Here is a 24,253-nt window from a genome sequence, read left to right as displayed (position 1 = left end):
AATTTTGGGTTGATTAAATAGTTTATTTAGTTACATAAATGGTTTTGCCTAGTATTTTAAAATGCACCATTTTGGTGCTTTCAAGTTTTTGTAAAACTTTGGAAACGTTGCTGAAACGGGAGATGCCTCCAATAAATGCCTGTGTTTTATCAATATCGCTGTATTGGACATCAAGGTCATACCAGCGGGAGACTTTGCGCATAATGCTTTCTAATGGCTCGTCATTGAATACGAATAAACCGTTCTTCCAGGCCATTACTTCTTCTTCATCAGCTTGCTGTATCTTTAAGCTGTTGCCTAAGACGGCTTGTTCGCCCGGCTTAATAATTTGCTCCGTGTTAGCGGTCGATATTTTTACGCTGCCTTCAAGCAAAGTCGTTTTAAGTGTCGGTTCGTCGCTATAGCTATTGATATTGAAATGCGTACCCAAAACTTCCACGGTTTCCCGGTTGGTTTTGACCTTAAATGGATGCGCTTTGTCCTTAGCCACTTCAAAGTAGGCTTCACCGGTTAGTTCTACTTGCCTGTCGGTACCTGTAAAAGCTGCAGGATATTTTAATGAAGAGGCCGCGTTCAGCCATACCTTACTGCCGTCCGGTAGCACAATCTGGTACTGCCCGCCCGGCGGGGTTTCTATGGTATTGGTGATAATCTCTGCGTTGCTATGATTGGTATGTGAATCACCGTAAACGATCAATCCATCTGCAGTTTTCTGAATAGTTTTACCCGCCTGGTTAGCAATAGTCCCGTTTTTTAAATCGGTTAGCGAGATGCGCTGTCCATTACCTAAAGTCAGGTAGGCCTTATTGCCACCCGGCAGCGCATCATGTTGAACTGCGACCTGTCTGGCCGGTTTGGAATTATGCAAAGTAAAATAACCGCCAATGGAAATGGCAATCAATATTGAAGCCGCGGCAGCGACCCTTGGCCAGAGCGCACGTTCCTTGGCTGGCTGCGGCAGTTTAGCGTAAACGGTTTGCGAGATTTCGGTTAATCGTTCTTCACTGATCGGTTCGGAGCCGGGGTTCCATTGCAGGTACCAGTTCTCCAGCAGTTCCTGTTCGGAAGCGCTGAGGGTACCGTTTTGGTGTTTTTGTAAAAGCTCCTTAATATTAACTTCAGGCATAATTAACGTCTAATTAATGGTAAGACGGAACAGCGGGGCTTAGGGGGGTAATAAAAATTAAAAATTTTATTTGCTGAACAGCAGGATAAGGTAAAGGAACAGGCCAAGCTTCACGCGCAGGATACGCAAGGCATTCTTGATATGGCTGCGGACGGATTGTTCGGTGATGCCGAGCTTATCAGCGATCTCGGCATGGGTCAGCTGCGCTTTGCGGGAAAGTTCAAAAACTTCGCGCATTTTTGGCGGGAGGGCGTCGATCTCTTTTTGGATGATGGCGGCCAATTGGTTTTCCCTGGCGCGGTAATCGGTGATGTAGCCTTCGGAACTGATAAAAGTGGGTAATGTGTCCTGGTGGCGGGCCGCCATTTGGCGGTGCGCGATGACATCCAGGACGCGATTCCTTACGGCGCTGTATAAATAGGACGACAGGCTGCTGATCTGGATGGTATCTCTTTTGGTCCAGAGCACGGTAAATAATTCCTGGATCACATCCTGCGCATCATCTTCATCTTTGAGGCGGTTATTGGCGTGGATAAAGAGCGGGTTGATGAAGCGCCGGTAAATCTCGGTATAAGCGGAATGATCCCCGTCTTTAAGACGGAGCACGAGTTCCTGGTCCGAAATCGCTTCCTTGATTTGCACAAACGAATATACCGAAAATTTTTGTTTAATAAAAAAGCGCACCAGGGGATCAGGCCCGGTACGCTCACTTTTTTAATTAACTAACTACTTATTATTAACTGTTTATAAAGAACGATTTTGTCCATGGATCGCTGACCTTGTTAGTGCTGGGCAGCGGACCTGGACGAAAGATTTTTAAGCATATCAGTGACCATGCCTGAAAGGTCGTAATAGGGTTGCCAGCCCCAGTCGTCCCGGGCGCACTTATCGTTGACGCTGGCGGGCCAGCTGTCAGCGATCTGCTGCCGGAAGTCAGGTTTATAATACATTTTAAAGGCCGGCAGGTGTTTGGTGATCTCCGCGGCCAGTTGCTCGGGTGTAAAGCTGAGCGCATGGACATTGTAGCCGGTCCGGATGCTGAGTTTTTCCGCCGGGGCATCCATCAATTCGAGCGTTGCCCTGATCGCGTCGGGCATATACATCATGGGCATGGCCGTATGCGCTTTTATAAAGTTGGTGTACTGGCGATGTTTTAAAGCCTGGTGGAAAATGTCCACGGCATAATCGGTCGTACCGCCGCCGGGTTGCGCCGTATGGCTGATCAGGCCCGGGTAGCGAAGGCTGCGGACATCTACGCCGTACTGGGCATGGTAATATTGGCACCAGAGTTCACCGGCAACCTTGCTGATGCCGTATACGGTTGAGGGTTCGGCTACACTATGTTGCGGGGCGAAGGCTTTGGGGCTGCTGGGGCCGAAGACAGCGATGCTGCTCGGCCAGAAGACTTTGAGTTGGTCCGTTTTGGCCACGTTCAGTACATTGAGCAAACCCTGCATGTTGAGTTCCCAGGCTTTTGTGGGCTGTTGCTCTCCGCTGGCGGAGAGCATAGCGGCTAAATGGTAAATTTCGACCACTTTCTCTTTTAATACTAAACTGTGCAGCGCGACCTTATCCATGACATTAAGCTGTACATCGGCTCCAGTAATGTCGGCAGCGATCACTGCTGTCTGTCCGTAGCGCTGCCGCAAGGCGGCGGTGAGTTCCGTTCCGATCTGCCCGCAGGCGCCGATCACCAGTATTTTCTTCATTTGCTGAATTTGTAAACAGAATGACTGGTATAAACTTTACCAGGCCTTAATATGGTTGATGGAAAAGCGGGCTGGTTCGGGCTGTCCGGGAAATGCTGGGTCTCTAAACAAAACGCTGTGCGGAAATCATCGGGCCCTGTGCGCAGCTTGTTCTTGCTTTGCATAAAGTTGCCGGAATAGAACTGCAGGCCGGGTTCTGTGGTGTAGACCTGCATGATGATACCGGACTTATCGCCTGTCACTTCGACGGCGATGTTGTCGATACCGGGATTGTCCAGGACATAGTTGTGGTCATAGCCCTTGCCGTTATGTAATTGGTAATTGTTTACATTAATTCGTCCACCAATAGCAGTTCCGATTTGAAAGTCAAAGGGCGTGTTGTTGACCGCCGCTATTTTTCCGGTAGGTATCAACGTACTGTCTACCGGCGTATACTGTGCCGCATTGATCTGGAGGTTATGGTTCAGGATGGTGCCGCTGCCGTTCAAATTAAAGAAGGCATGGTTCGTCAGGTTCACTACTGTCGCCTGATCGGTCGTGGCTTCATAATCTAAATGCAATTCATTTTTAGAATTCAGAGTGTAAGTCACTTTGACTTTTAAGTTTCCGGGAAAGCCTTGCTCACCGGACTTGGAAACATAAGTCAGTGTCAGGCTGCTGTCGCCATGCTGTACCGCATCAAACACGCGGTGCTGAAAACCGAACTTACCGCCATGCAAGGTATTCGGCCCGTTATTCACCGATAATTGATAAGTTTTTCCATCAAGTACGAATTTGCCTTTGGCGATCCGGTTACCGTAACGCCCGATGGTCGCGCCAAAATAAGGTTCGGTACTGTGGATATAGCCTTCCAGGCTGTCAAAGCCGACCACCACATCCACGATGCTATCTTTTCCGGGCACCAGCAGCGAAACCAAACGGCCGCCATAATTGGTGATCGCGGCCTGCATGCCGTTATTGTTTTTGAGGATATAAAGATCAACGGCTTTGCCGTCCACCTGGTGGCGAAAGTTTAGGACGTTCATTTCTTTTTTGGCAGGCTTGCAGCCCATGAAGGCGATTAAGAGGATCGGGAATAGTTTTTTCATATCAGGGTAAGTTCTTCTGCTAAAGAGATCGTCCGAATCTCGCGGGCTTCCAGCACCCGGGCACCCGCCGCGGTTAAAAGCCGGTAGTTTTTTAAAGTGATGCCGGTTTGTTCTTCATACCTTTTACTGATACGACTGATACAGCCTTTGGCTTTTTTGTCCACCAGGTTGATCGTACAGCCGCCGAAGCCGCCACCCATCATCCGCGCCCCGGCGATCCCTTTTTCTACTTTAGCCAGCCGGATCAATAAATCCAGTTCCAAGCAGCTGACATTGTACAGCGTAGCCAAGCCTTGGTGGCTTTCGTACAGGAGTTCGCCGACGAGGGTCAGCATCCGCCGCTCTAAAGCCACCGCTGTAGTCTCGACGCGTTTGTTTTCTTCGAGGAAGAAACGGGCACGCTTAAAAGCGACCGGGTCAGGGATGAGTACGGCATCATACAGCATATTGATATCAGCGTCACGCAATTGATTAACGTTCAGCAGCTCAAGCGCACGGCGGGTTTCCGCTTTGCGCAAATTGTATTCGGTTGAAGCTAAACTATGTTTAACGCCGGTGTCGAGCAGTACCAAATCTAATTCTTCCAGATTCAGTCTAACATGTTCAAATTGCAGGGTGCTGAAATCCATTTTGACGGCGTAGCCCCGCTTACCAAACAAACAAGCGTACTGGTCCATCAGCCCGCATTGTACCCCCGCGAAAGTATGTTCGGCCTCCTGCGCGATCAGCGCCATTTCTTCCCGGCTAACATGCAAATCGAAGAGCGTATCCAGCGCCATCACCGTGCCGCAGCACAGCGCCGCCGATGAGGATAGGCCGGCACCCGTCGGGATATTGCCGCCGCAATGCAGGTTAAAACCACCGATGTGGTAACCGCGCCCGATCAGGGCGGCGGCTACCCCCTCCACATAGGTGTACCAATTGCCTGGACTGGGGTACAGATCGCTTAATGCCACCCGGTGCGCCCCGAAGTCTTCGGCTAATAAATTCAGTTGATCATCATCCCTTCGGCTGACCGAAACATAAATGTAGCGGTTGATCGCGGCCGGCAGGGCCAGCCCGCCGTTATAGTCGGTATGTTCGCCGATCAGGTTGATGCGGCCGGGCGCGCGCACGATCACAGGATCCAGGCCTTGATGGACCTGTTCGAGTAATATGCGGTAGGCTGTAGGGTTGGCGTTGTGGTGCATCAGGATCTGTGGGTATAGGTTGCGGCTAACAAAAGCGCCTGGTAGGCATTCACCACACCACCGGTTAAACAATAATTGGTGAGGGAATCTCTTTTCACCACGGTTTTCAGGATGATGTCTTTGACCTCAGTTGCTTTGAGTTTGGGATAGTACTCCCTGATCAAAGCCGCTAAGCCTGCAACGACCGGGCAGGCCATACTGGTGCCGTCAAAGTAAGCATACTTGGAACCCGGGATGCTGGAATAAATCTGCACGCCGGGGGCAAAAACATCAACGGCGGTTTTACCATAATTGGAAAATGGCGCTTTGAGTTCTTTATCGTCACGGAGGCCCGAAGCCCCGACAACGATCCAGGCACCAGCTACTACCTTACGGTTCGGAAAATTATTCAAACTGTCAATGTTGTGGTTGTCATTACCCGCTGCTTGTACCAATAGCACGTCTTTTTTGAGGGCATATTTCATGGCTTCATCGACAGCTTTCTTATCGGAACTATAGCTTTTGCCGAAACTCATATTGATCACCTTCGCACCATGGTCAGCAGCGTAGCGGATCGCGTTGGCGATATCCTTATCCCGCTCATCCCCGTCGGGTACCGCGCGGATGTTCATGACTTTTACCTGATCGGCGATCCCATCCAGTCCTATGCCATTGTGGCGGACAGCGGCGATGATTCCCGATACATGGGTACCATGCGTTGGGTCAGGGCCGTTATTATCGGCTGAACCATAATTATGTTGCTTGCTATCTAAATAGTCGTCTCCGACAATGCTCCGCGGGTCATAAGCGATGTTGAGCTGGTATTCGGCCAATGCTTTATAATGTTCGATGCCCTTGTCAATTTGCTCCTGTTTGAAGGTGGCAAAATCATCTTTTTCCGATAATATTTTGATCAGTGTACCGGTTACCTGGGTTTCACCCGGCCCGTCCGGCTGGAAGGCTTTGAAATCAGCCAGGCCTGGATTTTCCTTGCCGATCTTTTTGGTGACACTGTTCAGGATGGCTTCAAAGTTGCGCATGCCCTGGTACGTTTGCTGCGCTTCGGCCAGTTGTCTGGCTAGTTCCTTTTTCAGCGTGGTATCGCCCTGCCGTACCTGCCGGGTCAGTTCCAGATTGTCATAATGCACATTACCTTTGGCCGAACCGATAAAGCTCCAGCCATAGGTGCCGTTATCGCCTTTTTTCTTTTTTGCATTGAGCCATAATACGCTTTTCAGGTCCTCGTGCAGGGTATCGACCCCGGCATCGATGACGGCCACGATAACTGGCGTCGCTTTCCTGCCTTGCAATAAGGTATAAGCCTTGTCGGTACTGATACCGAACAGGCTGTCCTTTTGCAGGTCCTGGTTTTGCCAATTGGGGATTTGCTGCGCTTGCACTTGTATACAAGCGCATAGGCCTACAGCAAATGAGATAAGTTTGATCATGTTAGTGTTTGATTTGAATATATTCGACCAGGCCCGTCGCCAGTAACTGCGCCCGGACCTGCTGCGCTAACGCGTAGCTCGGGACACAGTAGCGAAAGGCAAATATTCGTCCGTCATGATCCATAGATACCATTGGGGCATAGTCCGTCAATACCAATTCGCTTGCGGCTCCGGGTAAAAGGCTCGCCTCTACGGTCCAGTTGTTTTCTGTGGTCCGCAGGGTACCGCAGGAACAGATTAACAGGCAAAGCCAACCAAATAGCAGTGTCTTCATGTTAGTGCTGGTCAATGGCTTGCTGGAAGGTCGTTTTTTCATTCCCGGAAATATTCTTACCATACTTGTCCAGGTATGCCTTAGCAACCGGTTTGTAACCCGCCCAGTTCTGTTCATTATAAAATGCGATCGTCTTCGCCCGTAAAAAGATCTCCTCACCGGCCGCGCCGTATGGTTTTATTTTGGCTTCGATCTCGTCCCAACCGGCCTTAGCCTGCATCAAGGGTTCCATCTCGCCTTTGAAGATCATATTCATGACCGCGACGGTATACTTCCGGTCGCCCATGGTCCTTTTAAAAACTTCAGCATTGCTATTCATATAGGCGAAGCCCGCGTCTTTGGTGCTGGCCGTAAACTGGATCACCGACTGGATATCGTCGTCGCTGAGCGGGGTTTTGATCGTTTTGATATAATCCGCGCCGGCCAGTGCCGCGCCGCTTTTATCACCGGCCTGGCTGGCCATCATCGCCATTTTTTTCAGGAACGCACCATCGCGCTTGCCATCAATATACTCCTGCAACAATTTGCTATACAGTAATCCCGGCTCAGTTAGGTCAGCATCCTTAGCCGTAACAACAGGGATAATGCCCATATCAGGATTCAAAAATTTATGAATCTCGCGAAGTTCCGCAAACGGGATCTTCACCACTTCGCGGTCATAGGTCATCAGTCCGTTCTGCTCACCCTCCACATCGAAAGGCTGGGTATAGATAGAACCGCCCAGGCCTTCGTTTTGGAAAAGCTGGAGGTGCTGCTGCATGATGGTGTATTTCGCTTTCAGGCCGGCAGGTTTTTCCTGCACATAACCCCAGGCTGAACCCGTGATCCACTGGTGGTCAGGGATAAAGACGCCAATACCGCCGAACTCGCCGCAAACCTGGGCTTTACCATTCATTTTCAGGCTGTTCATTGGGTCGGGATAAGCGTGTACATCGGTCATATCCGCACTGATATAAGCATTCGGCGATGGCGAACGCAACTGCTCGTTCACATACAGCAATTCACCAGTATGCCCGTTCACAATGCGCGACGGATCAGCCGCTTTCAACCATTTGGTCAAACGCTCCTGGTCATACTGGCCCCATTTCTCGTTAAAGAGTACCCAAGTCACGATGCTCGGATAATTGTGTAATTGCAGCACTTCCTCAGCTGACTGTTTTTCAAAAGCGGCTTTAGCACCTTCCGGCAAACCTTGGTTCGGGTTCACGAGGTCCTGCCATACCAGCATTCCGCTCTTATCGGCATGGTAATACCATCGGGCAGGTTCAACTTTAATGTGTTTGCGGATAGTATTAAAGCCCATGGCTTTAATGGCTATAATGTCAAAAGCCAGTGCCTCATCGGTTGGCGCAGTATAGAGCCCGTCCGGCCAGAAACCCTGGTCAAGGGCACCTAAGTTATAGTACGGCTTGTTATTTAAGAAGATCCGGTCAAATCCTTTTTCATCTTTTTGAACCGCTATTTTGCGCATACCGAAGTATGACTTAACAACATCGCTGCCCAGTTTGGCGCTGAACTCATACAGGTTAGGCGTGGCCGGTGACCATAACCTAACATTTTTGATCGGAATCGCCATATTCTTGTTTGTGGTGCCATTGACTGTTTTGCCGTCGATCATTAATTGAACTGGCGAAGTAGCAGCTGAATTTACGGTGATATTCACGACCGATCTGTCAATATCAGGTGTGATGGTCAAAGAACTGATAGCATGCGCAGGCAATACTTCCAGCCAGACGGTTTGCCAGATCCCCGAGGTTGGCGTATAATAAATATCCTTCGGGTTCAATACTTGTTTACCATGCGGACCCACACCCTGGTCAGAGGGATCAAATACTTTCACTACGATCTCATTGCTGCCATCCTTTAAGGCGCTGGTGATATCGAATGAAAATTCGGTGTAGCCACCCTCATGCTGGCCGACCTGCGTACTGTTTACAAATACAGTGGCCTGATAATCCACCGCGCCGAAGTTTAACTGAACACGTTCACCGGTTTTTAGTGCCGGTTTTTGAAAGCTGCGTTTGTACCACAGGTTTTGGTTGGGCAATAGCGCCTTCTTTACACCGGATAACGCCGATTCTATAGGATAGGGCACTAATATTTTGCCGTCAGCCTTGGTAGGCTGCGTGGCGTCTTTGGCAGTGATAGTATAATCCCAAAGCCCGTTCAGGTTGGTCCAGTTTGCCCGCACCAGTTGCGGGCGCGGGTATTCCTTTAACGCGTTCGTCGGTGAGACGTCTTTGGCCCAGCGGGTTTGAATAGGTATGGGCTGCATGTGGTAATCCTGCGCCAGTACCGGACTTGCCGCAGCGAGCAATAGAGAAAGTGCTATGATTTTCATATTATTGTTTGTCGAAATAAGCGATCGTGTGGTATTTGAAATCATCGCTCTGCACCACATCGCGCTCAAGGTGCAGCGTCTTGCCTTGGTCTTCCAGTGTCCAGATCTCGGTCCAGGAAGCCGCGCCGTTTTGTTTGCTGACCTGCAGCGAAGTATCGCTCAGCCATTTGAAGCCGGCATTACCTGTAAACGCCAGCGTATCGCTCACCGCCGGCAATTCCATTAACTGCTGGTCAAGCTTAATACGAGATACGATAAGCTTGTCACCGGTTTGTTTAACGATAATAAAACGGGGTAGGATAAATTCGGGCGCCTGCCCGAAATTGGTGCGTTCCTTATTCACTTTGAACTTACCGGTAAAATCTGTTTTTTTCTGTGCGAAAGCGGCTGTACTCAGGCACAGCAAGGCTATGATCAATTTGCGTTTCATGTTTTTTGGTTTAATTTATAGTAAGACGGTATAGAGCGGCTTAGGGGGTAAATAAAAAATGCTGTTTGATAATATGGGCTATATTTTTTTTGGTGATTATATGGTTATTGCGCCGGATAACAGGCTGCGCAGCACTGTCGTACAGGCTCAGCCCATAGCTTTGCAGGCTGTCGGGTTTATCCCAGGGATGCATCAAAGGAATTTTCAATTCTGGCCCGTCACTCAAGAAGTAGTTGTTGGTGAATGTATTATTGCCGCCCAATATTTTTTTGACGCCGATGATCTTGGTACTGTGTGGTTTAAAATAAGGCGTTTGCCTATCCTGCGGTGCTCGGCTCAGCTTGCCGCCAAATAAATTATGGGTAAGGGTGCCGCCTTCTGACCAATCGCGGAAGGCGACTGGCGACAGCATTACATTATCTTTAAATAAATACGGCCCGTGATTAACTTCCGGAAAGAAGTCCGCATAATCATTACCCGAAAAGGTATTGCCGGAAATTACCGTCCCTTGTGCCATCCAGTCCAGCCAAAGGCCGATAAAGGCGTTGCTGACTTTATTACCCTTAATGATGACATCAATGGCACCGTGAATTTTGATGCCGGCCATCTCTGCACCATAGAAGTTGCGGCGGGTATAAATATCATGGATGGTATTATGTAATATTTGGCTGTTGATCGCGCCCAGGCTGCCACAGATACCGGCAACACCGCAGTTATAGATCGTATTGTTACGTACAATATGTGAACCGATATTTTGCTTATTCCAGTCACGAGCAGCTACCAGTTTGATCATATCGTTATAGATATCCGATCCTTCTTTGGACATTTCCGCCGACCAGGGGTTTTGCCCGGAAGCGCGGTCTTTACCGAGGGTAATCCCCACGCATTTGCTGTCGCTGATGGTATTGTTTTCAATGGTCCAGCCACTGCTCCAGTTCGTGCCGATGATACCGACCTGTTCGGCAGTAGGCGCGGCCCATTGCGTGGCCGCTTGCTTCAGGACAAAGCCGCTGACGGTAATGTTATTCACACCGGTTTTAGCAGGGTAAAAACAAGATGGCCTGACATTGATCTCGACCACATCTTTCGCATTCAAATGATTAAAGTGCGCGTAAATAATAGTTTGCCCATCCTTTTGTTCGGTCGTCCAACCCGGGCCTTCTTCCAGGGCTTTGCCGTTGAGATAAACCTCGCCGGTATGAAGTTTTAGTTTTTGAGGAAAGAACCAATCGCCAAAGATGAGGTCGGTGTAGGGATTATAGTTACCAAAATAACTGTTGGGCAGCACCAGTTTCCAAATACCGGGGCGCTCAGGTGTCCAGGCACTAACAACCTCTGAACCGCGGATCTCGGGTTTTTCGCCTTTGGCGGCGCGGTAAGTAACACCGGAAATAGCCGGCGCGACGAGTTCGCGGTAAATACCGTTATGGACGATAATGACATCGCCGGGCTTGGCCACTGCTGCCGCTTCACCAATCGTACGGAAAGTATGTCTACCTTTTTTGGCCACATGGTATTCCGTCGCAGAGGCCATCAGCGAGAGCAAACAGAGATATAGGCTGAATAGTTTACGCATACCGTTTCTTTAAAAAATTCATCATCCAGACATTCACCTCCCATTGATCTGTGCCGGACACATTATAGGGGTATGGCCCAAACTCGGGCGTGATACTGATGTGTGGCTGCAAGGAAACCACATGGTCCCACCAGTTCAGGTGGTAGTTGAGCGCCTCCCGCCATTCGGGCAACCTTGGATCAGGTACCTGCGGGCCTTCGGGAAAACCCACCCGCGCATGGAGGTGATCGGTTCGTTCCATCGCTTCGATCACCGTTGTTTGTTGGTCCTGTAAGTAAGATTCGGATACATTGACCCAGTGCGACAGGTCAAGCGTAAGCCGCAGCTCGCTGAACCAGTATAAGTATTGTTTGGTCATATGCGCCGAATAGGAAAACTTGCCACGATGGGTTTCATGCGAAATGGGAATGCCGGTCCGTGCGGCGAGATCCATGGCCTGATCGATGAGGCGAAGGTTCTGCTCAAAACTGAAAAAGTCCTTACCGGTCTGCGAGTTAATGCTCAGAACCGGGTACCTGCTGATGCGGTTCAGCCATTGGCTATACTGCTCAATGTGCCTTTCAAAATCAGACTCATTCGTGTCATAGTGCTGGGCGAGCATTAATATATTGTTTTTTGCAGCCAGATCCCAAACGATATCCAATTCCCTGGTTGGAGTTGCCGACGATATCGCGTACTCCACGCCATCAAACCCAGCATCTTTACACCGTATGAAGAAATCGGCCCAGTCGATATGTTCGCTGCCCCATCTCGGGCAAAAGTATTGCAGGCTCATGACGTTTTAATATTAAGGACCTCGGGCCGTAAATAGGGTTGGTTCACATCTACCGTGCCTTTGTAAGCATAAGGATCTTTTCCGGCAACCAGCACGATGTCGCGCAGGTCTTCAGTCGGTTCGAGTTTGCCGTCCTGGTCCCAGGGCAGCATGGATTCCGCGCTCATGTAATGGTTGACCAGCGCCGTTCGGAAACAATTTTTGGTTTTGTTGCGCTTGGAGCTATGCAGTGTGTAGCCGTTAAAGAACACTACCGATCCGCTGCTGACCTCCACGGGTACTTGGTGGTCCGGGTAAAATCCGCTCACATCCACCGTATCCACATCGGCGTATTCATCTGATAAATTCGCCACCCTGCGGCGCATAAAGCCGGGCTTATGGGAGCCGGGGATGATCCACAGGCAGCCATTATACTCGGTGGCGTCATCCACGGCGATCCACACCCCGACCAGGGATTTATCCCTTGTGGGGATATAAAATTCGTCCTGGTGCCAGCTTTGTCCTGCCTTGCCCGGCGCCTTGACAAAAAGCATGGATTGCATGCACTTCAGGTTCGGGCTGACGATCTTCTTCAAAATTCGGATCACATCGGGATGCGAGAGGTTTTCTTTGATCAGGGACGAAAGCTTATGGGGAAAATGGATGGCGACATATTGTTTCAGGATCTCATCATCGTTCAAACCCGCTGGCGGCAATAAGCCGGATATTTGCCCGCGTTCCCCGCGGAAGATACTGGCGGTCTCGGCTTTTAATGCCGCGATCTCTTTCTGGCTGAACAAGGCCTTGGCTACCAGAAAGCCGTATTCCCGGTAGAATTGGATATTGTCGGCGCTAAGCGCTTTCTTTTGGATATAGGCGTTACTGATGTCGATCTTCATGGCATTAGATAAATAAGGTTTCAATTTCTTCCAGTGTTTTGTCCTTGGTTTCCGGCACCTTATTCAGCACATAAATAAACGACAGGATACAACACAGGGCGTAACAGCCCAGGGTGAGCGGCGTACCCAAATTCTTGATCAATAGCGGGAAAGTATAAGTCACTATAAAATCAGCCAGCCACAAGGCAAGCGTTGCTACCGAGAGCGCCAGGCCCCTTATTCGGTTGGGGAAGATCTCCGAGAGATAGACCCAGGTCACCGCGCCCAGCGTACAACCGAAAGTGCCCACATAAAGCACGAGCACCACCAGCACGATATAATGATCAAAATATTGGTAATTAAAACAAAAGGCGAGTACCACTAAGCAGGTACCCATCAGGAGGCTGCCGATCAGCAGGAATTTCTTTCGCCCAACCTTGTCGACAAACCCAATGGCGATGAAAGTAGCCAAGACGTTGACCGCGCCGATGCCAATGGTTTGTAAGAGTGCAGAACTATTGTTCAGGCCGGTTTCTTTGAAGATCAGCGGGGCGTAATACAATACGGCATTGATACCGGTCACCTGCTGGAAAACTGCGATCAGGATACCGGTGGCTAAGACAGGGCGGCTGGCTTTACTAAATAGCAGCTGAAATGCTGAACCACTTTCAGTTGTAAAGCTATTTTCTATTTGAGCCAGTTCTGTTTGTGCGGCTTCGCTGCCGGAAATGCGGATCAGGATAGCCAGTGCTTCTATTTTGCGCTGATGACGTAATAACCAGCGTGGTGTCTCCGGCACTAAAAACAACAAGATCAGGAAGAGCAGCGCGGGCGCAGCCTGTGAGGCAAACATCAGCCGCCAGTTATGATCAAAGCGTTCAAAAAAGTAATTCGAAAAATAAGCAAGTAAAATACCGCTGACGATCGCTAATTGATACAACGAAACCAATCTGCCACGCCAATGGGCCGGAACGGTTTCAGCGATATACATCGGCGACACCATCGCCGCCGCGCCAACACCCAGACCGCCAATTAACCTGAAAAGCACAAAAACAAACAAACTATGGGATAATCCAGCACCTATGCCTGATACAGCAAATAGCAGCGCGCAAACAATTAATGTTGCAAGTCTTCCAAACCTTTCGGCTAACCATCCCGCACCTAAAGCGCCGGCGGCGCAGCCAATCAAAATGCAGCCGACCGCCCAACCCAAACCACCCGCATCCAGCCCAAAATAAGGCGTGATATAGGGGATGGCACCGGAAATGATCGCGGTGTCAAATCCAAACAGCAAGCCGCCAAGAGCAGCCACACAACTTATTAAAATAATAAAGGACCGGTTGATCATCATGGTTTATAATTATCTAATTTACGGCTCGCCCTAATGCAGAACATATTCGTAATTCTTCAAAAAGTAAAGGATATTCATCCTAAATCTTACTTTTGATCTTTCAACTCATTAATATCGTGAAACCGCTCGTTCAAAAACTGCCCCTGCCGGAAAGCCACTCCTTTGTCGCACGTACCTATCGTACACCAAATTTCGAAGTGGGCTGGCACCAGCATATCGAATATGAGCTGATACTGTTCACCGAAGGTTCCGGACAAAGCTTTATCGGTAACCACGTAGGGGAATTCGACACCGGTGATATATACCTGTTGGGATCGGGCCTGCCACATACCTTTCAAAAGCGCCATTCCGAACTGATCACCAGTGCGATGGTTGTCCAGTTCCGGGAAGACTGCTGGGGAAACGACTTTTTTAGTACGCCCGAATGCTTTGCCTTACGGAACCTGCTCCAAGCTTCCGCAGCAGGTTTGAAAATCATGGGCAAAGCACTGTCACACTTGCAGCCGTTAATAGTCGCTTTGGAAACCGCAACTGGCTTCCGCCGCGTCTCCCTGCTGCTCGAATGCCTTGAAATATTGGCCGAAAGCAGTGAATACATGCCGGTTTCGACACAAACGATCCGACAACTAAACGCAAAAGACCAGGCCAACATAGACCGGGTCTTTCAGTACACCATCGATCACTTCAAAGAACCAATCTCGTTGAGCGATGTGGCTGGTGTCGCCTGTATGAGCATCCCTGCCTTCTGCGCTTATTTTAAACGCAGCACTAAAAAGACCTATATGGATTTTCTGCATGAAGTTCGCATTGGCTTCGCCTGTAGTTTGCTGACCGACACGTATAAACAGGTTCCGGAAATTTGTTACGACAGTGGATATAATACTCTGGCTAATTTTCACCAGCAGTTTTTAAAATTGAAGGGGCTTACACCCCTTCAATTCCGTAAACAATGTCAGACGAAGTTGGCATTACCGCAAAATAACATTCATATTTTGTAAGAGTTCAGTTATTATCAGTTGTTTTTTCCGATAAAGGTTTTAACTTCTCTGACAACGGAATCTTCGAATAAGCATCAATTTTCTTTTGCTCTTCCGCCGAAACTAATCCCGAGCCGGGCGTTGAATTTGATGTATTTAAATTAAGCATCCATTTTGGAGCCTGGAGTCCTTTAAGGTAATGGTCAAAAAATTGAGTAAGCCTCAATGTATGCAATTCTCTGTTTTCATCTTTGACCAAAACATGAGCTTCGTCATCATATTGCAGCAACCAAACGGGTTTGCCTAATCGTCTCAACGAAAGAAAAAACTCTAGCCCTTGGGCGAAAGGGACGGCACCATCTTTTTTATTATTCATCAGCAATAATGGCGTCGTGACTTTATCGGCAAAAAAGACAGGTGAATTCTCAATATAGGAAGCTGGCTTTTCCCAGGGAGTGCCAAACATGCGGTACTGATCATGATCTTGTTTCAAACGACCATTAAATGTAATTGAATTATATGAACTGATTAAATTGCTTACGCCACTTGATGCCATAGCGGCAGCAAAAATTCGAGTATGTGTGACAATGTAGTTTGTTTCGAATCCCCCGAAACTGTGCCCTTGCAATCCCATATGGACTGTATCGACATAGGGCAATGTTTTGAGATATGATGCAGCCCCCATCACAGAGTTGTAGGCACTTTGGCCGGGTTCAGCAATTTTATAATGTATATCAGGAGTAAAAACCAAATATCCATGATTCACAAACCAAGGAATATTTATCGAGCTCCCTGTCGTGTTTGGTTGTTGAAAGACATTTTTCCAGTCAGATAACACTTCGTAGTAATGGATTATCACAGGATATTTTTTACGTTTATCTAAATTTTGAGGAACGTACAAGATTCCCTGTTCAAAAGTGCCATCGGACTTCCTGAAATTCACCAAACGATCGTCCATTAGTTCAAACTGTTTTTCTGGATGGTTAAAGCTAATTTCATTGAATGTCTTGAAGTCTATTGTAAAAAAATAATTCGGCGATTCGGTTACACTTTCACGCTTAACGATCCAGATATCTTTTTCTTTGGCCTTAATAGGACAAAACTCAGCGCCAACGCCATTAGCTTGTCCCAAATGAAGGTCAAACGCATATTTACCCATAAACAGTGAATCTAGTATATTTGTCCGCCCTATCTTTAATAGGTAAAATCCGTTGTCCTTATTTAATTTACTGAATCCGGATAAGAGATAACGGTAACGGAGACAAATATCCTTGTTGGGATTCAAGTCACAAAAACGAAAAGAAATATGTTTTTCTCTTCCGCACCCCTTTGTAAGATTTTGGGGCTGGTGAAGGTTTTTTAGACTAACCTGCCAAATATCAAACTCATCATACATCAAGACATCGTCAATATCTTTTAACCAGCCAGCGGGCACCAACTTTTTCAATCTCAGACCTTCCCCATTAACGTCGTAACTAGAATTAGAAACATCAATTGGCCAGTTTCCGGTGATTCTATATATTTTTCCCGTGGCTATTTCCAGGCTTTCGTAATCATCATACTCTTCTCCCACCTGATAGATTAAAAATTTTCCTGAATTTGCGAAAGAGACGTAGTTGCCATTAACCGTCGTTCTTTTGTTATTTAATGTGTTAATCACAAAAAATCGTGCATCACCTTCCTTTTGCCAATGAAATATCGATGATAAACTTTTACCGGCAGTTAAAAAAACATAGTCATCGCAATTATCAAAGGATGAAATGTTTTCTCCATCATTTTCTAAAATAGAAATGCTCCGGTTATTTAAGTTCAATGATGCCGCGTAAGTAATTTTTGGGACGGGGGTATCTTTTACCAGCGAAAATATATCATCAGTATATGACCACACATCGACACCATCTTCACGTGTTTTTACTGTATCAATGATTTTTTTTGACAATTCAAGAAAAATCTGTTTACCCTTTTTTCCGAATCTTACAAGTTTAGAAAGTGAATATCCTTGAGGGATATTTTTGACTGCCTTTGGTTTTGAATCGTTAATGCTGTAATAAAGCTGTTTCTTTTTAGTTGCGTATTCTTCAACTGTAAATGCTATCTGCGTACCATTATTATCGATAATTAAATCATTGATGCCATTAATATAAACTCCAATTTGATTTAGTTTCTGATTTTCGATTGATATATAGGATAGCTTATTCTTGCTTCCTACTTTACGTATTACATAAATTCTTTTGGAAGGCTTTTCTATATAATATGAATCAACTAAAGGAAAAACATACTCTTTGTTAATTTTAGTATCTAATAATATTAGATCCTTATCCGAATTGTAACAGATAAGCCATTCCCTACTATGACTGCTAATTTTTTCACATGAGTTAATATTTTTTTTTTCAACATATTTATCAGACCCTAATTCTAACAGTTTTAGTTCATTGCGATTGTCAAGAATAAAGGCATGCCTATTGTCATCGGAGAAGTAATTCGCTTTGACATTAGGCGCACTTATTAGCCAGGAACTATTTAAGGATTTCAAAATTAATGTGGACTGATGGGTTGCACTATTTGTTATCCAATAACTGATATAATTTCCGTCATTATTGATTGACGGCGAACTCGCATTAGTCCAAAAATTCATGCTTTTGAAATTCAGTTCAGTTTTGGTTAGATAGCTATAATTAACGCTGTCTTGCGCCATAACGGTTTTCACCGATAAAACACTAAAAAATAAGCAAAGCGGGGTTATACCTAATTGAATTTTTTTTTTAACACTATAACTTACCACGTCGGAATACCTTTCTTCATTTTTACCAAGGTTTCCTGAAATTCTGAGGAATTGGGATTTTGACCAATTTCTTTCGCATTATCTTCTTCCATTTTTACTATTTTTTCCTCTAAAGAAATTGCTTCTGCAAGACGACCTAATTTGTACAAAATATTAGCTTTGGTATCCATAAACTGATCGATACTCCCTGTAAGTTTTATTGATAAACTACTCCACTGTAATGCTTTTTTTAATACCTCATGGTCAGAGCAATGCAAAAAGGCATCCCATGCGGGATGATTTAGTCTGTAATAAACCTCCAATTCATCACTTGAAGGTGGATGTACCTTCAATTGTTGATTAAGGTAATTGGAATAAACAACCCAGTTACTAACGCTCCTGTAAAAATTTACTTTTTCATCTAGTATCAAATCGTCAACGTTAATCTTTGTATACCTTCGTTTTAACAACTCAGTAAGTTTTTTCCAACTCGGATTATTGGTTAGAGGCTTCTTATCTTTATATAATCGAGGTTTCACTTCACGAATACTGATAATTGATTTTGAATACAGATTGGCAGATCCTTTTCCTATTAATGAATCAACTTTTCCTGGCGAATCGTAACAGGCTTTAAAAAGATTATCGTTCAAGTCTAATAATGATGCACCAAAACTTCGTATGAAAGCCAAATTTTCAGCATTTAAAAAATCCTTTTGGGAAAGTTTATCCAAGTAATTTTTTTTATAATCTATTGCGATTTGCAAAGCAAGTTTATTGTCAGCCAAAACCTCACTCGTCATTTTTGACAGCGTTGACATATTTTTGTAGTCCTTTTTCCCATTCTGATAATCAAGTAATTGGCGTTTTAATATGACATTTCCATTAGGATTGCCGGCGAATTTTGCGACACTCACGAATTCCAGTGCGCTTTTATACCCCACCGATTTATAGGCGAGTTGGCCGTCGGGTGAAAAAAAGAGGAGTGTAGGGTAAGCATCAATTTTAGCTTGTTGAGCGATGGACGTGGCATCTTTACGCCATACAATTATGCTTTCTTTGTCTTCCTTTGTGCTGTCCATCTGCACCTTCACAGCAATGAAATTCGCATTGATGTATAATCCAACTTGTTCATTAGAGTAGACATCCCTGTCCATCATCTTACATGGGCCACACCATGTAGTATATGCATCTACAAATATATACTTGTGTTCTTTTTTAGCTTTTTCCAATATAGCCGACCAGCGAATATCCTCTAAAAAGGCTATTCCCTTATATCCCTGAGCCATCAATATCGTTGGCGAAGACATAACGATCCATAGCAACATCATTATTTTTTTTTTCATTTGATTTGATTGTTATTCTCCCGCCGGAATCGGCGGGAGATAAGGGATTCAATATTAATATCCAGGATTCTGTTTAATATTTGGATTCGCCTGAATAGTACCATATGGAATGGGAAATAAAGCCATGTGGCTATCCCAACTTCCAGCTCCTTTAAGTGCAGTTGCTGTCGTCATAACCGAATCGACAGTATTTGTCCGTTTTAAGTCCAACCAACGATGGCCCCATTCCGTAAATAATTCGTGTCTACGTTCCAATAATATATTATTAATCATGTCAGGCATTGAAGTAGCGGCGGTCCCTCTCAAGCCTGCCCGTAATCGTATCACATCTATATCTGATTTAGCGCTATTACTACCAACTATATTGCCAAGGCGCGCTCTTGCTTCTGCACGAATCAAATACTGTTCTGCCAAGCGAAAGATTACTAAATATTCACCGGTGCTGTTATTTGTATTATCTAATTTATACTTGTAAGCATAATCGTAAGGTTGCCCACCAGCAACAATGTGTTGTGTCCAGTTCGTTAATCTAAGGTCATCGTGGTCAAAGCTGTTTATCAAACTACTACTTAAATAAAATGGATGGAAATTTTCATCTGGAGGTCCGGTTAGAATAAATACAGCTCCATCTCCGGTATTTGACGCGCTATTATTATTAACTGATTGTAAGGACCAAATTGTTTCCTTACTACCTATTAAAAAAACCGTATTTAAATCCGGCTCGATCTTGTAGGTCGTAGAATTCTGAATGACTTCAGTAGCCTCCGTCTCTGCATTTGACCATTCTTTGTTGTATAAGTATACCCTGGCCAACAATGCGGTAGCTGCGGTTTTATTTGGTCGTACGCGCTCACCTGTACCGCTTAGAAGGGTGCCATCATAAAATTTATCCGCCATCAAATTTTGAGCCTTTAATAAGTCGACTTTAATTTGATTATATATTTCATTTTGCCCGATACTCCCCTGCTTGGAAGTAATATTGTAATCGGTTACCAAAATCAATGGAACTTCACTATATAGATTGGTTAAATAGAAGTAAAAAAAGGCTCGCATAAAATAAGCTTCGCCTAATAGTTCATTTTTGACAGATGGAGTTAATGTTGTTGATTTTGTTAATCCTTCAATTGCTGCATTAATGGTAAAAATATATGGATAGCTAGTTTCAAAAACATCTACTGAATTAGTAACGGTATTGTTTAATTTATTTTGGTAATAGGCAGTCAAAACCGGATTCGTCGAACCGCTAAAGAGAGTAATTTCATCAGCTGAAAGGCCAGTATAAAGGCCAAGAGAATTAAATCCACTAGAAACAAAATTATTAGAATTTTCAGCACTCATCTTTGCGTACAAACTTGTTAATACACTAATGGCGGTTCCATCATTCGAATATATATTATCCGAATTAGTACTCGTAATTGGGGGAGCAACGGCAATGAACTTTTTGCACCCCATACTTGTAAATAAAAGCGTTATAAACACCATATACATTGCCACTCTCTTGAATGACAGCCAATGTTTGGCATTTGAATCATAACTTATTTTTGAATATTTCATGAGATCTTAGATTAATTGTAAAAATTGATTAAAGCGTTACCTGAAGCCCGAATGTATAAGTTCGTAAAGGTGGCAAGCTTAAATTACCGGGTGTTTCAGGATCTAGCCCTTTATATTTAGTAAAGGTTAATAGATTTTGTCCATGAGCAAAAACTCTGCAATTTTCTAAATGTATCGAGCGAATTAACTTTGAAGGCAAACTCCAAGAGAGCGATAAATTTTTCAACCGAACATATGAAGCATCGCTAAAAGCCCTAGAGCTTTCCTGTGCATAATCGTTAATTAACAAAGTTGTACTATACTTTTGAATGTCTGTCTGATCTCCAGAGTTTTGCCAACGATTTAAAACGGTTGTAGGTTGATTTAAATTACTTACTCCGGTACGTGAACTAAGGCCGAGATCAAAATTTCTTGCAGTTTGTTTCACAAATTGAAACAGAAAGTCTAGCTGGATATTTTTATAAGTGAAACTATTTTGCAATCCACCATAGAAGTTTTGTAATGGTCTGCGTATAACCGTCCTATCTGTAAGCGCATTTGGTTCATTTGTAATTTTACCTTGGGCATCATAATATTGATATAAACCAGTTTCAGGATTTACTCCTGCGAAGTTATAATGCTTTTCTATACTTACAGGTTCCCCAACGATTAACAGACTTGCATAGGGTGATTTTTCCAACCCAGGAAAAGAAATCAATTTGTTTCTACCCGCGGTAAAGTTTAAACTACTATTCCATGTAAATGATTTGCTCTGTACATTGATAGTGTTAAAAGAAATTTCCCAACCAGAATTTTCTACCGTAGCAGGGAAATTTCTGAAAACAAAGGGGAATCCGGTAGTAATAGGAAGTGAATAATTTAGCAATTGATTAGATGACCGGTTGTTGAAATAGCCTATTGCTAATAAAATCCGGTCTTTTAAGAATCCTAAGTCTAAACCGGCTTGAAACTTCTTAGTTTCCTCCCATTGTATATAAGGGTTACTATGCCCCATGGGTTGAGAGGATATAACTCCCTGGTAGGCGACAGGGTAGGCAGCTATCTCGTATTGATTGAGATATTGGTAATCTCCTATCTGATCACTGCCAGTCGTGCCATAACTCGCCCGTAGCTTGCCAAGACTAATCCAGTGAGCATGGTTTTTAAAAAGTTCCTCGTTGCTGAAGAGCCATGCTGCGCCAACCGCGCCAAAATTATGAAATTGATTCTCTATTCCAAAGCGGCTGCTGCCATCTCTCCTCGTAGTTAGGTTTACTATGTACTTGTCCTCCCAATTATAATTTACGCGGGCAAAAAGAGCAGTGTATTTATAAATATTTTGGATGCTTTGACCAGCAGTAATTACTGCAGCGGCTCTAAAATCTTCCATAACGATATCGCTATTGTACCCTTCGCCGTTAAGCTGCTGCGAGTAAGTTTGGTTTTCCTGAAAAGTTGATCCAAGCAAAAACTCGAATCGCCCTTTATTTAAATTGATGCGATAATTGATTTGAGGTTCAATTATCCATGAATTTGATTTACCGTTTCCATATCCTGCCACTCTTGGTGTTATAGCTCTTCTTTCAGGTTGAACGGCTGAAGATGGATTAGTTGAGACATCGTTTGAATGTGTATTACTGTAACCTATATTTGTATTGAAGTCTAATCCATTTATAATATGATAAGTTAGATTAAGATTTGATATAAGATTGTCAGTAATAACCTTATATGTTCTTAATTTATAGCTAAGAGGGTTAACCCAAGTTGAGATGCTATCAGTTCCTGATGGAATGCGCTGCCAGTTTAAAGTTCCATCAGAATGATACAATTGGGGTGCATCAGGAGCCATTCTTAGCGCATATGCAGTTAAATCGATACCGGGTAGTTGATTATTATCACTTAGATAGTTACCGGAAAACTGAATTTTAAATTTTCCATTCGCTGAAGAATGATTAACATTTAATCCTATACCCCCCTTTACATCTGCGAAAGTGTTTGAAAACACAGATGTCTCTCGGTGATAGCTACCATTTAGCCTGAAGGTTGTAGAGCTGCCTCCGCCTGAAATTGAAGCTTGAACGTCCGAATAATTAGCATTGCCACCAATAAGCTCCTTTTGCCAATTAGTATAACGCGTAGTATCCCAGGTTCCATTAATGTCATATTGTGTACGATATCTGGATGAGGTAGTTGTAAACCCATCATTTTTGAAATAAGCTTCTTTACGCATTTCCAAATATTGATTTGTGTTAAGCAAATCCATATAATGACTAACTTTCCCTATTCCACTTTGCATAGTCATGTCAATTTTCGTTTTGCCGGATTTGCCTTTTTTTGTGGTAATTAAAATTGCCCCGTTTGCTGCACGTGAGCCATAAATGGCTGTTGCATCAGCATCTTTCAACACTTCAATACTTTCAATGTCAGCTGGGTTTAAAAAACTGAATGGGTTACCACTTCCGCCAATTTTCCCGAAATATTCGTCCCCGGATCCTAATTGTATATTGTTACCCAGTGTAGGCAATGTTTGCTGTAAATAAGGCGATCCATCTACAACATAAAAGGGGTCATTCCCCCTGCTAATTGAATTGGCGCCCTGAATCTTGATGGTAACACCACTTCCTGCATTACCGGAATTTTGAATTACGAAAACGCCCGGCACACGGCCAGCTAAAGCCAATAAAGGGTTACTTACAGGTTGCGTTTCAATGTCAGAAGCTTTTATACCTCCAATATTACCGGTAGTAAGCCTTTTGGATGTAACTCCGTAGGCAATTACGTGCACCTCATCGAGTTTTGAGGTGCTCGTTTCCAGGTTAATGACATTGAGATCAACGGATGCTGCGATCTCTTTGGTTGTAAATCCAATAAAGGAAACAATTAGAATACTGTTATCGTCTACACTCTTTAACTGAAAATCACCATTAGCATCGGTGACTGTCGCCTGTTTGCCATTTTTCACCCGAAGAGTTACACCTGTAAGCGGTTTGTTCCTTTCATCCACCACCTTGCCATGCACATCAATAAGAGCAAGAGCCACTTTGTCGGGAAAGGAGGGCGCTTTGGCGCGGACGACGATGGAATTGTCCTGTATTTCGAATTCCAAATTTTGGTTTTGGAGGATGCGGAGCATCGCATCCTTTAGGGGGGTGTTGGTCAGATTAATCGTGACTGGTTTGGCATTGTTGATTAATGCCGACGGGTAAAGCACGATATAGCCGGTTTGTTTTTTGACTTCGCTGAAGATGCTTTTCAGGCTGGCGTTAGTTTTCTTTAACGTCAGGTTCTGAGCTTTGGTGGCAGCGCTGACCTGTAGTAATGTTATCAGTAAGATGATGGTCGTGAGTCGCATGATCAGCCATATTTTATGGTACAGCCTTTTGAGCATACCAGTTTCCTGTGTATATTTTTTATACATTTGTGTTCCTTGCTTTTGCAATCCGCCGCTATTTTGAAACGGTCGTGGCGGTTGCGGTTAAACATTCAATTTTTTAA

The 24,253-nt window shown here is 44.9% G+C and carries 18 protein-coding genes; 1 reads left to right on the top strand and 17 read right to left on the bottom strand.

Annotated features, from left to right (window positions below):
- Positions 1-22: 22 nt before the first annotated feature.
- From BLS59_RS19995 to BLS59_RS19935, 13 genes are all read right to left on the bottom strand, one after another.
- Entirely contained in the window at positions 23-1,126 is a 1,104-nt protein-coding gene (locus BLS59_RS19995; protein ID WP_091151893.1) for a FecR family protein, read from the bottom strand.
- A 66-nt stretch (positions 1,127-1,192) separates the two neighbouring features.
- Complete coding sequence (locus BLS59_RS19990) at positions 1,193-1,768, bottom strand: RNA polymerase sigma factor (RefSeq protein ID WP_091152268.1); 576 nt, start codon at positions 1,766-1,768, stop codon at positions 1,193-1,195.
- A gap of 140 nt (positions 1,769-1,908) precedes the next feature.
- Positions 1,909-2,835 (bottom strand): NAD-dependent epimerase/dehydratase family protein, encoded by a 927-nt coding sequence (locus tag BLS59_RS19985; protein ID WP_091151891.1) that lies wholly within the window; start codon positions 2,833-2,835, stop codon positions 1,909-1,911.
- Positions 2,832-3,923: an aldose epimerase family protein gene (locus BLS59_RS19980; protein WP_091151890.1), complete on the bottom strand. Its 1,092-nt coding sequence runs from the start codon at positions 3,921-3,923 to the stop codon at positions 2,832-2,834. The genes BLS59_RS19985 and BLS59_RS19980 overlap by 4 nt, the downstream gene beginning before the upstream one ends.
- Complete coding sequence (gene galK / locus BLS59_RS19975; RefSeq protein WP_091151888.1) at positions 3,920-5,113, bottom strand: galactokinase; 1,194 nt, start codon at positions 5,111-5,113, stop codon at positions 3,920-3,922. Before galK ends, BLS59_RS19980 begins: the two co-directional genes overlap by 4 nt.
- Entirely contained in the window at positions 5,113-6,540 is a 1,428-nt protein-coding gene (locus BLS59_RS19970) for a S8 family serine peptidase (RefSeq protein ID WP_091151886.1), read from the bottom strand. The genes galK and BLS59_RS19970 overlap by 1 nt, the downstream gene beginning before the upstream one ends.
- Before the next feature lies 1 nt (position 6,541).
- Positions 6,542-6,814 carry a hypothetical protein gene (locus BLS59_RS19965; protein ID WP_091151884.1) on the bottom strand — a complete coding sequence of 91 codons (273 nt, stop codon included), beginning with the start codon at positions 6,812-6,814 and terminating at the stop codon, positions 6,542-6,544.
- Between the two features lies 1 nt (position 6,815).
- The gene (locus BLS59_RS19960; protein ID WP_091151882.1) at positions 6,816-9,155 is read right to left on the bottom strand and encodes a glycoside hydrolase family 2 protein; all 2,340 of its coding nucleotides are present in this window, start codon (positions 9,153-9,155) and stop codon (positions 6,816-6,818) included.
- A 1-nt stretch (position 9,156) separates the two neighbouring features.
- Positions 9,157-9,585, bottom strand: coding sequence for a hypothetical protein (locus BLS59_RS19955; protein ID WP_091151880.1), 429 nt, complete (start codon positions 9,583-9,585; stop codon positions 9,157-9,159).
- Between the two features lie 40 nt (positions 9,586-9,625).
- The gene (locus BLS59_RS19950; protein WP_091151878.1) at positions 9,626-11,161 is read right to left on the bottom strand and encodes a right-handed parallel beta-helix repeat-containing protein; all 1,536 of its coding nucleotides are present in this window, start codon (positions 11,159-11,161) and stop codon (positions 9,626-9,628) included.
- A complete protein-coding gene (locus BLS59_RS19945; protein ID WP_091151876.1) occupies positions 11,154-11,936 on the bottom strand; it encodes an apurinic/apyrimidinic endonuclease family protein in 783 nt (260 codons plus the stop codon). Before BLS59_RS19945 ends, BLS59_RS19950 begins: the two co-directional genes overlap by 8 nt.
- Positions 11,933-12,814 carry a phytanoyl-CoA dioxygenase family protein gene (locus BLS59_RS19940; RefSeq protein WP_091151873.1) on the bottom strand — a complete coding sequence of 294 codons (882 nt, stop codon included), beginning with the start codon at positions 12,812-12,814 and terminating at the stop codon, positions 11,933-11,935. Before BLS59_RS19940 ends, BLS59_RS19945 begins: the two co-directional genes overlap by 4 nt.
- A 4-nt stretch (positions 12,815-12,818) precedes the next feature.
- Positions 12,819-14,144, bottom strand: coding sequence for a sugar porter family MFS transporter (locus BLS59_RS19935; protein ID WP_091151871.1), 1,326 nt, complete (start codon positions 14,142-14,144; stop codon positions 12,819-12,821).
- Between the two features lie 116 nt (positions 14,145-14,260).
- Here BLS59_RS19935 and BLS59_RS19930 point away from each other — a divergent pair, with 116 nt between their 5' ends.
- On the top strand, positions 14,261-15,142 hold the full coding sequence (locus tag BLS59_RS19930) for an AraC family transcriptional regulator (RefSeq protein WP_091151870.1): 882 nt from the start codon (positions 14,261-14,263) through the stop codon (positions 15,140-15,142).
- 4 nt (positions 15,143-15,146) lie between these two features.
- Here the strand turns inward: BLS59_RS19930 and BLS59_RS19925 are convergent, their stop codons facing one another.
- The 4 genes from BLS59_RS19925 to BLS59_RS19910 all read right to left on the bottom strand — a co-directional run bounded on the left by BLS59_RS19925 (position 15,147) and on the right by BLS59_RS19910 (position 24,197).
- Positions 15,147-17,816 carry an alpha/beta hydrolase family protein gene (locus BLS59_RS19925; protein WP_091151868.1) on the bottom strand — a complete coding sequence of 890 codons (2,670 nt, stop codon included), beginning with the start codon at positions 17,814-17,816 and terminating at the stop codon, positions 15,147-15,149.
- 80 nt (positions 17,817-17,896) lie between these two features.
- A complete protein-coding gene (locus BLS59_RS19920; RefSeq protein WP_091151866.1) occupies positions 17,897-19,225 on the bottom strand; it encodes a thioredoxin family protein in 1,329 nt (442 codons plus the stop codon).
- 54 nt (positions 19,226-19,279) lie between these two features.
- Positions 19,280-20,779 (bottom strand): RagB/SusD family nutrient uptake outer membrane protein, encoded by a 1,500-nt coding sequence (locus tag BLS59_RS19915; protein ID WP_091151863.1) that lies wholly within the window; start codon positions 20,777-20,779, stop codon positions 19,280-19,282.
- Positions 20,780-20,807: 28 nt separating this feature from the next.
- Positions 20,808-24,197, bottom strand: a complete 3,390-nt coding sequence (locus BLS59_RS19910) for a SusC/RagA family TonB-linked outer membrane protein (protein ID WP_143014179.1) — start codon at positions 24,195-24,197, stop codon at positions 20,808-20,810.
- Positions 24,198-24,253: the final 56 nt, after the last annotated feature.

It is taken from the genome of Mucilaginibacter pineti, from assembly GCF_900101875.1.
Lineage (GTDB): Bacteria > Bacteroidota > Bacteroidia > Sphingobacteriales > Sphingobacteriaceae > Mucilaginibacter > Mucilaginibacter pineti.
The sequence above is the reverse complement of the archived record's forward strand: the minus strand, read 5'-3'. Positions and strand labels throughout refer to the sequence as shown.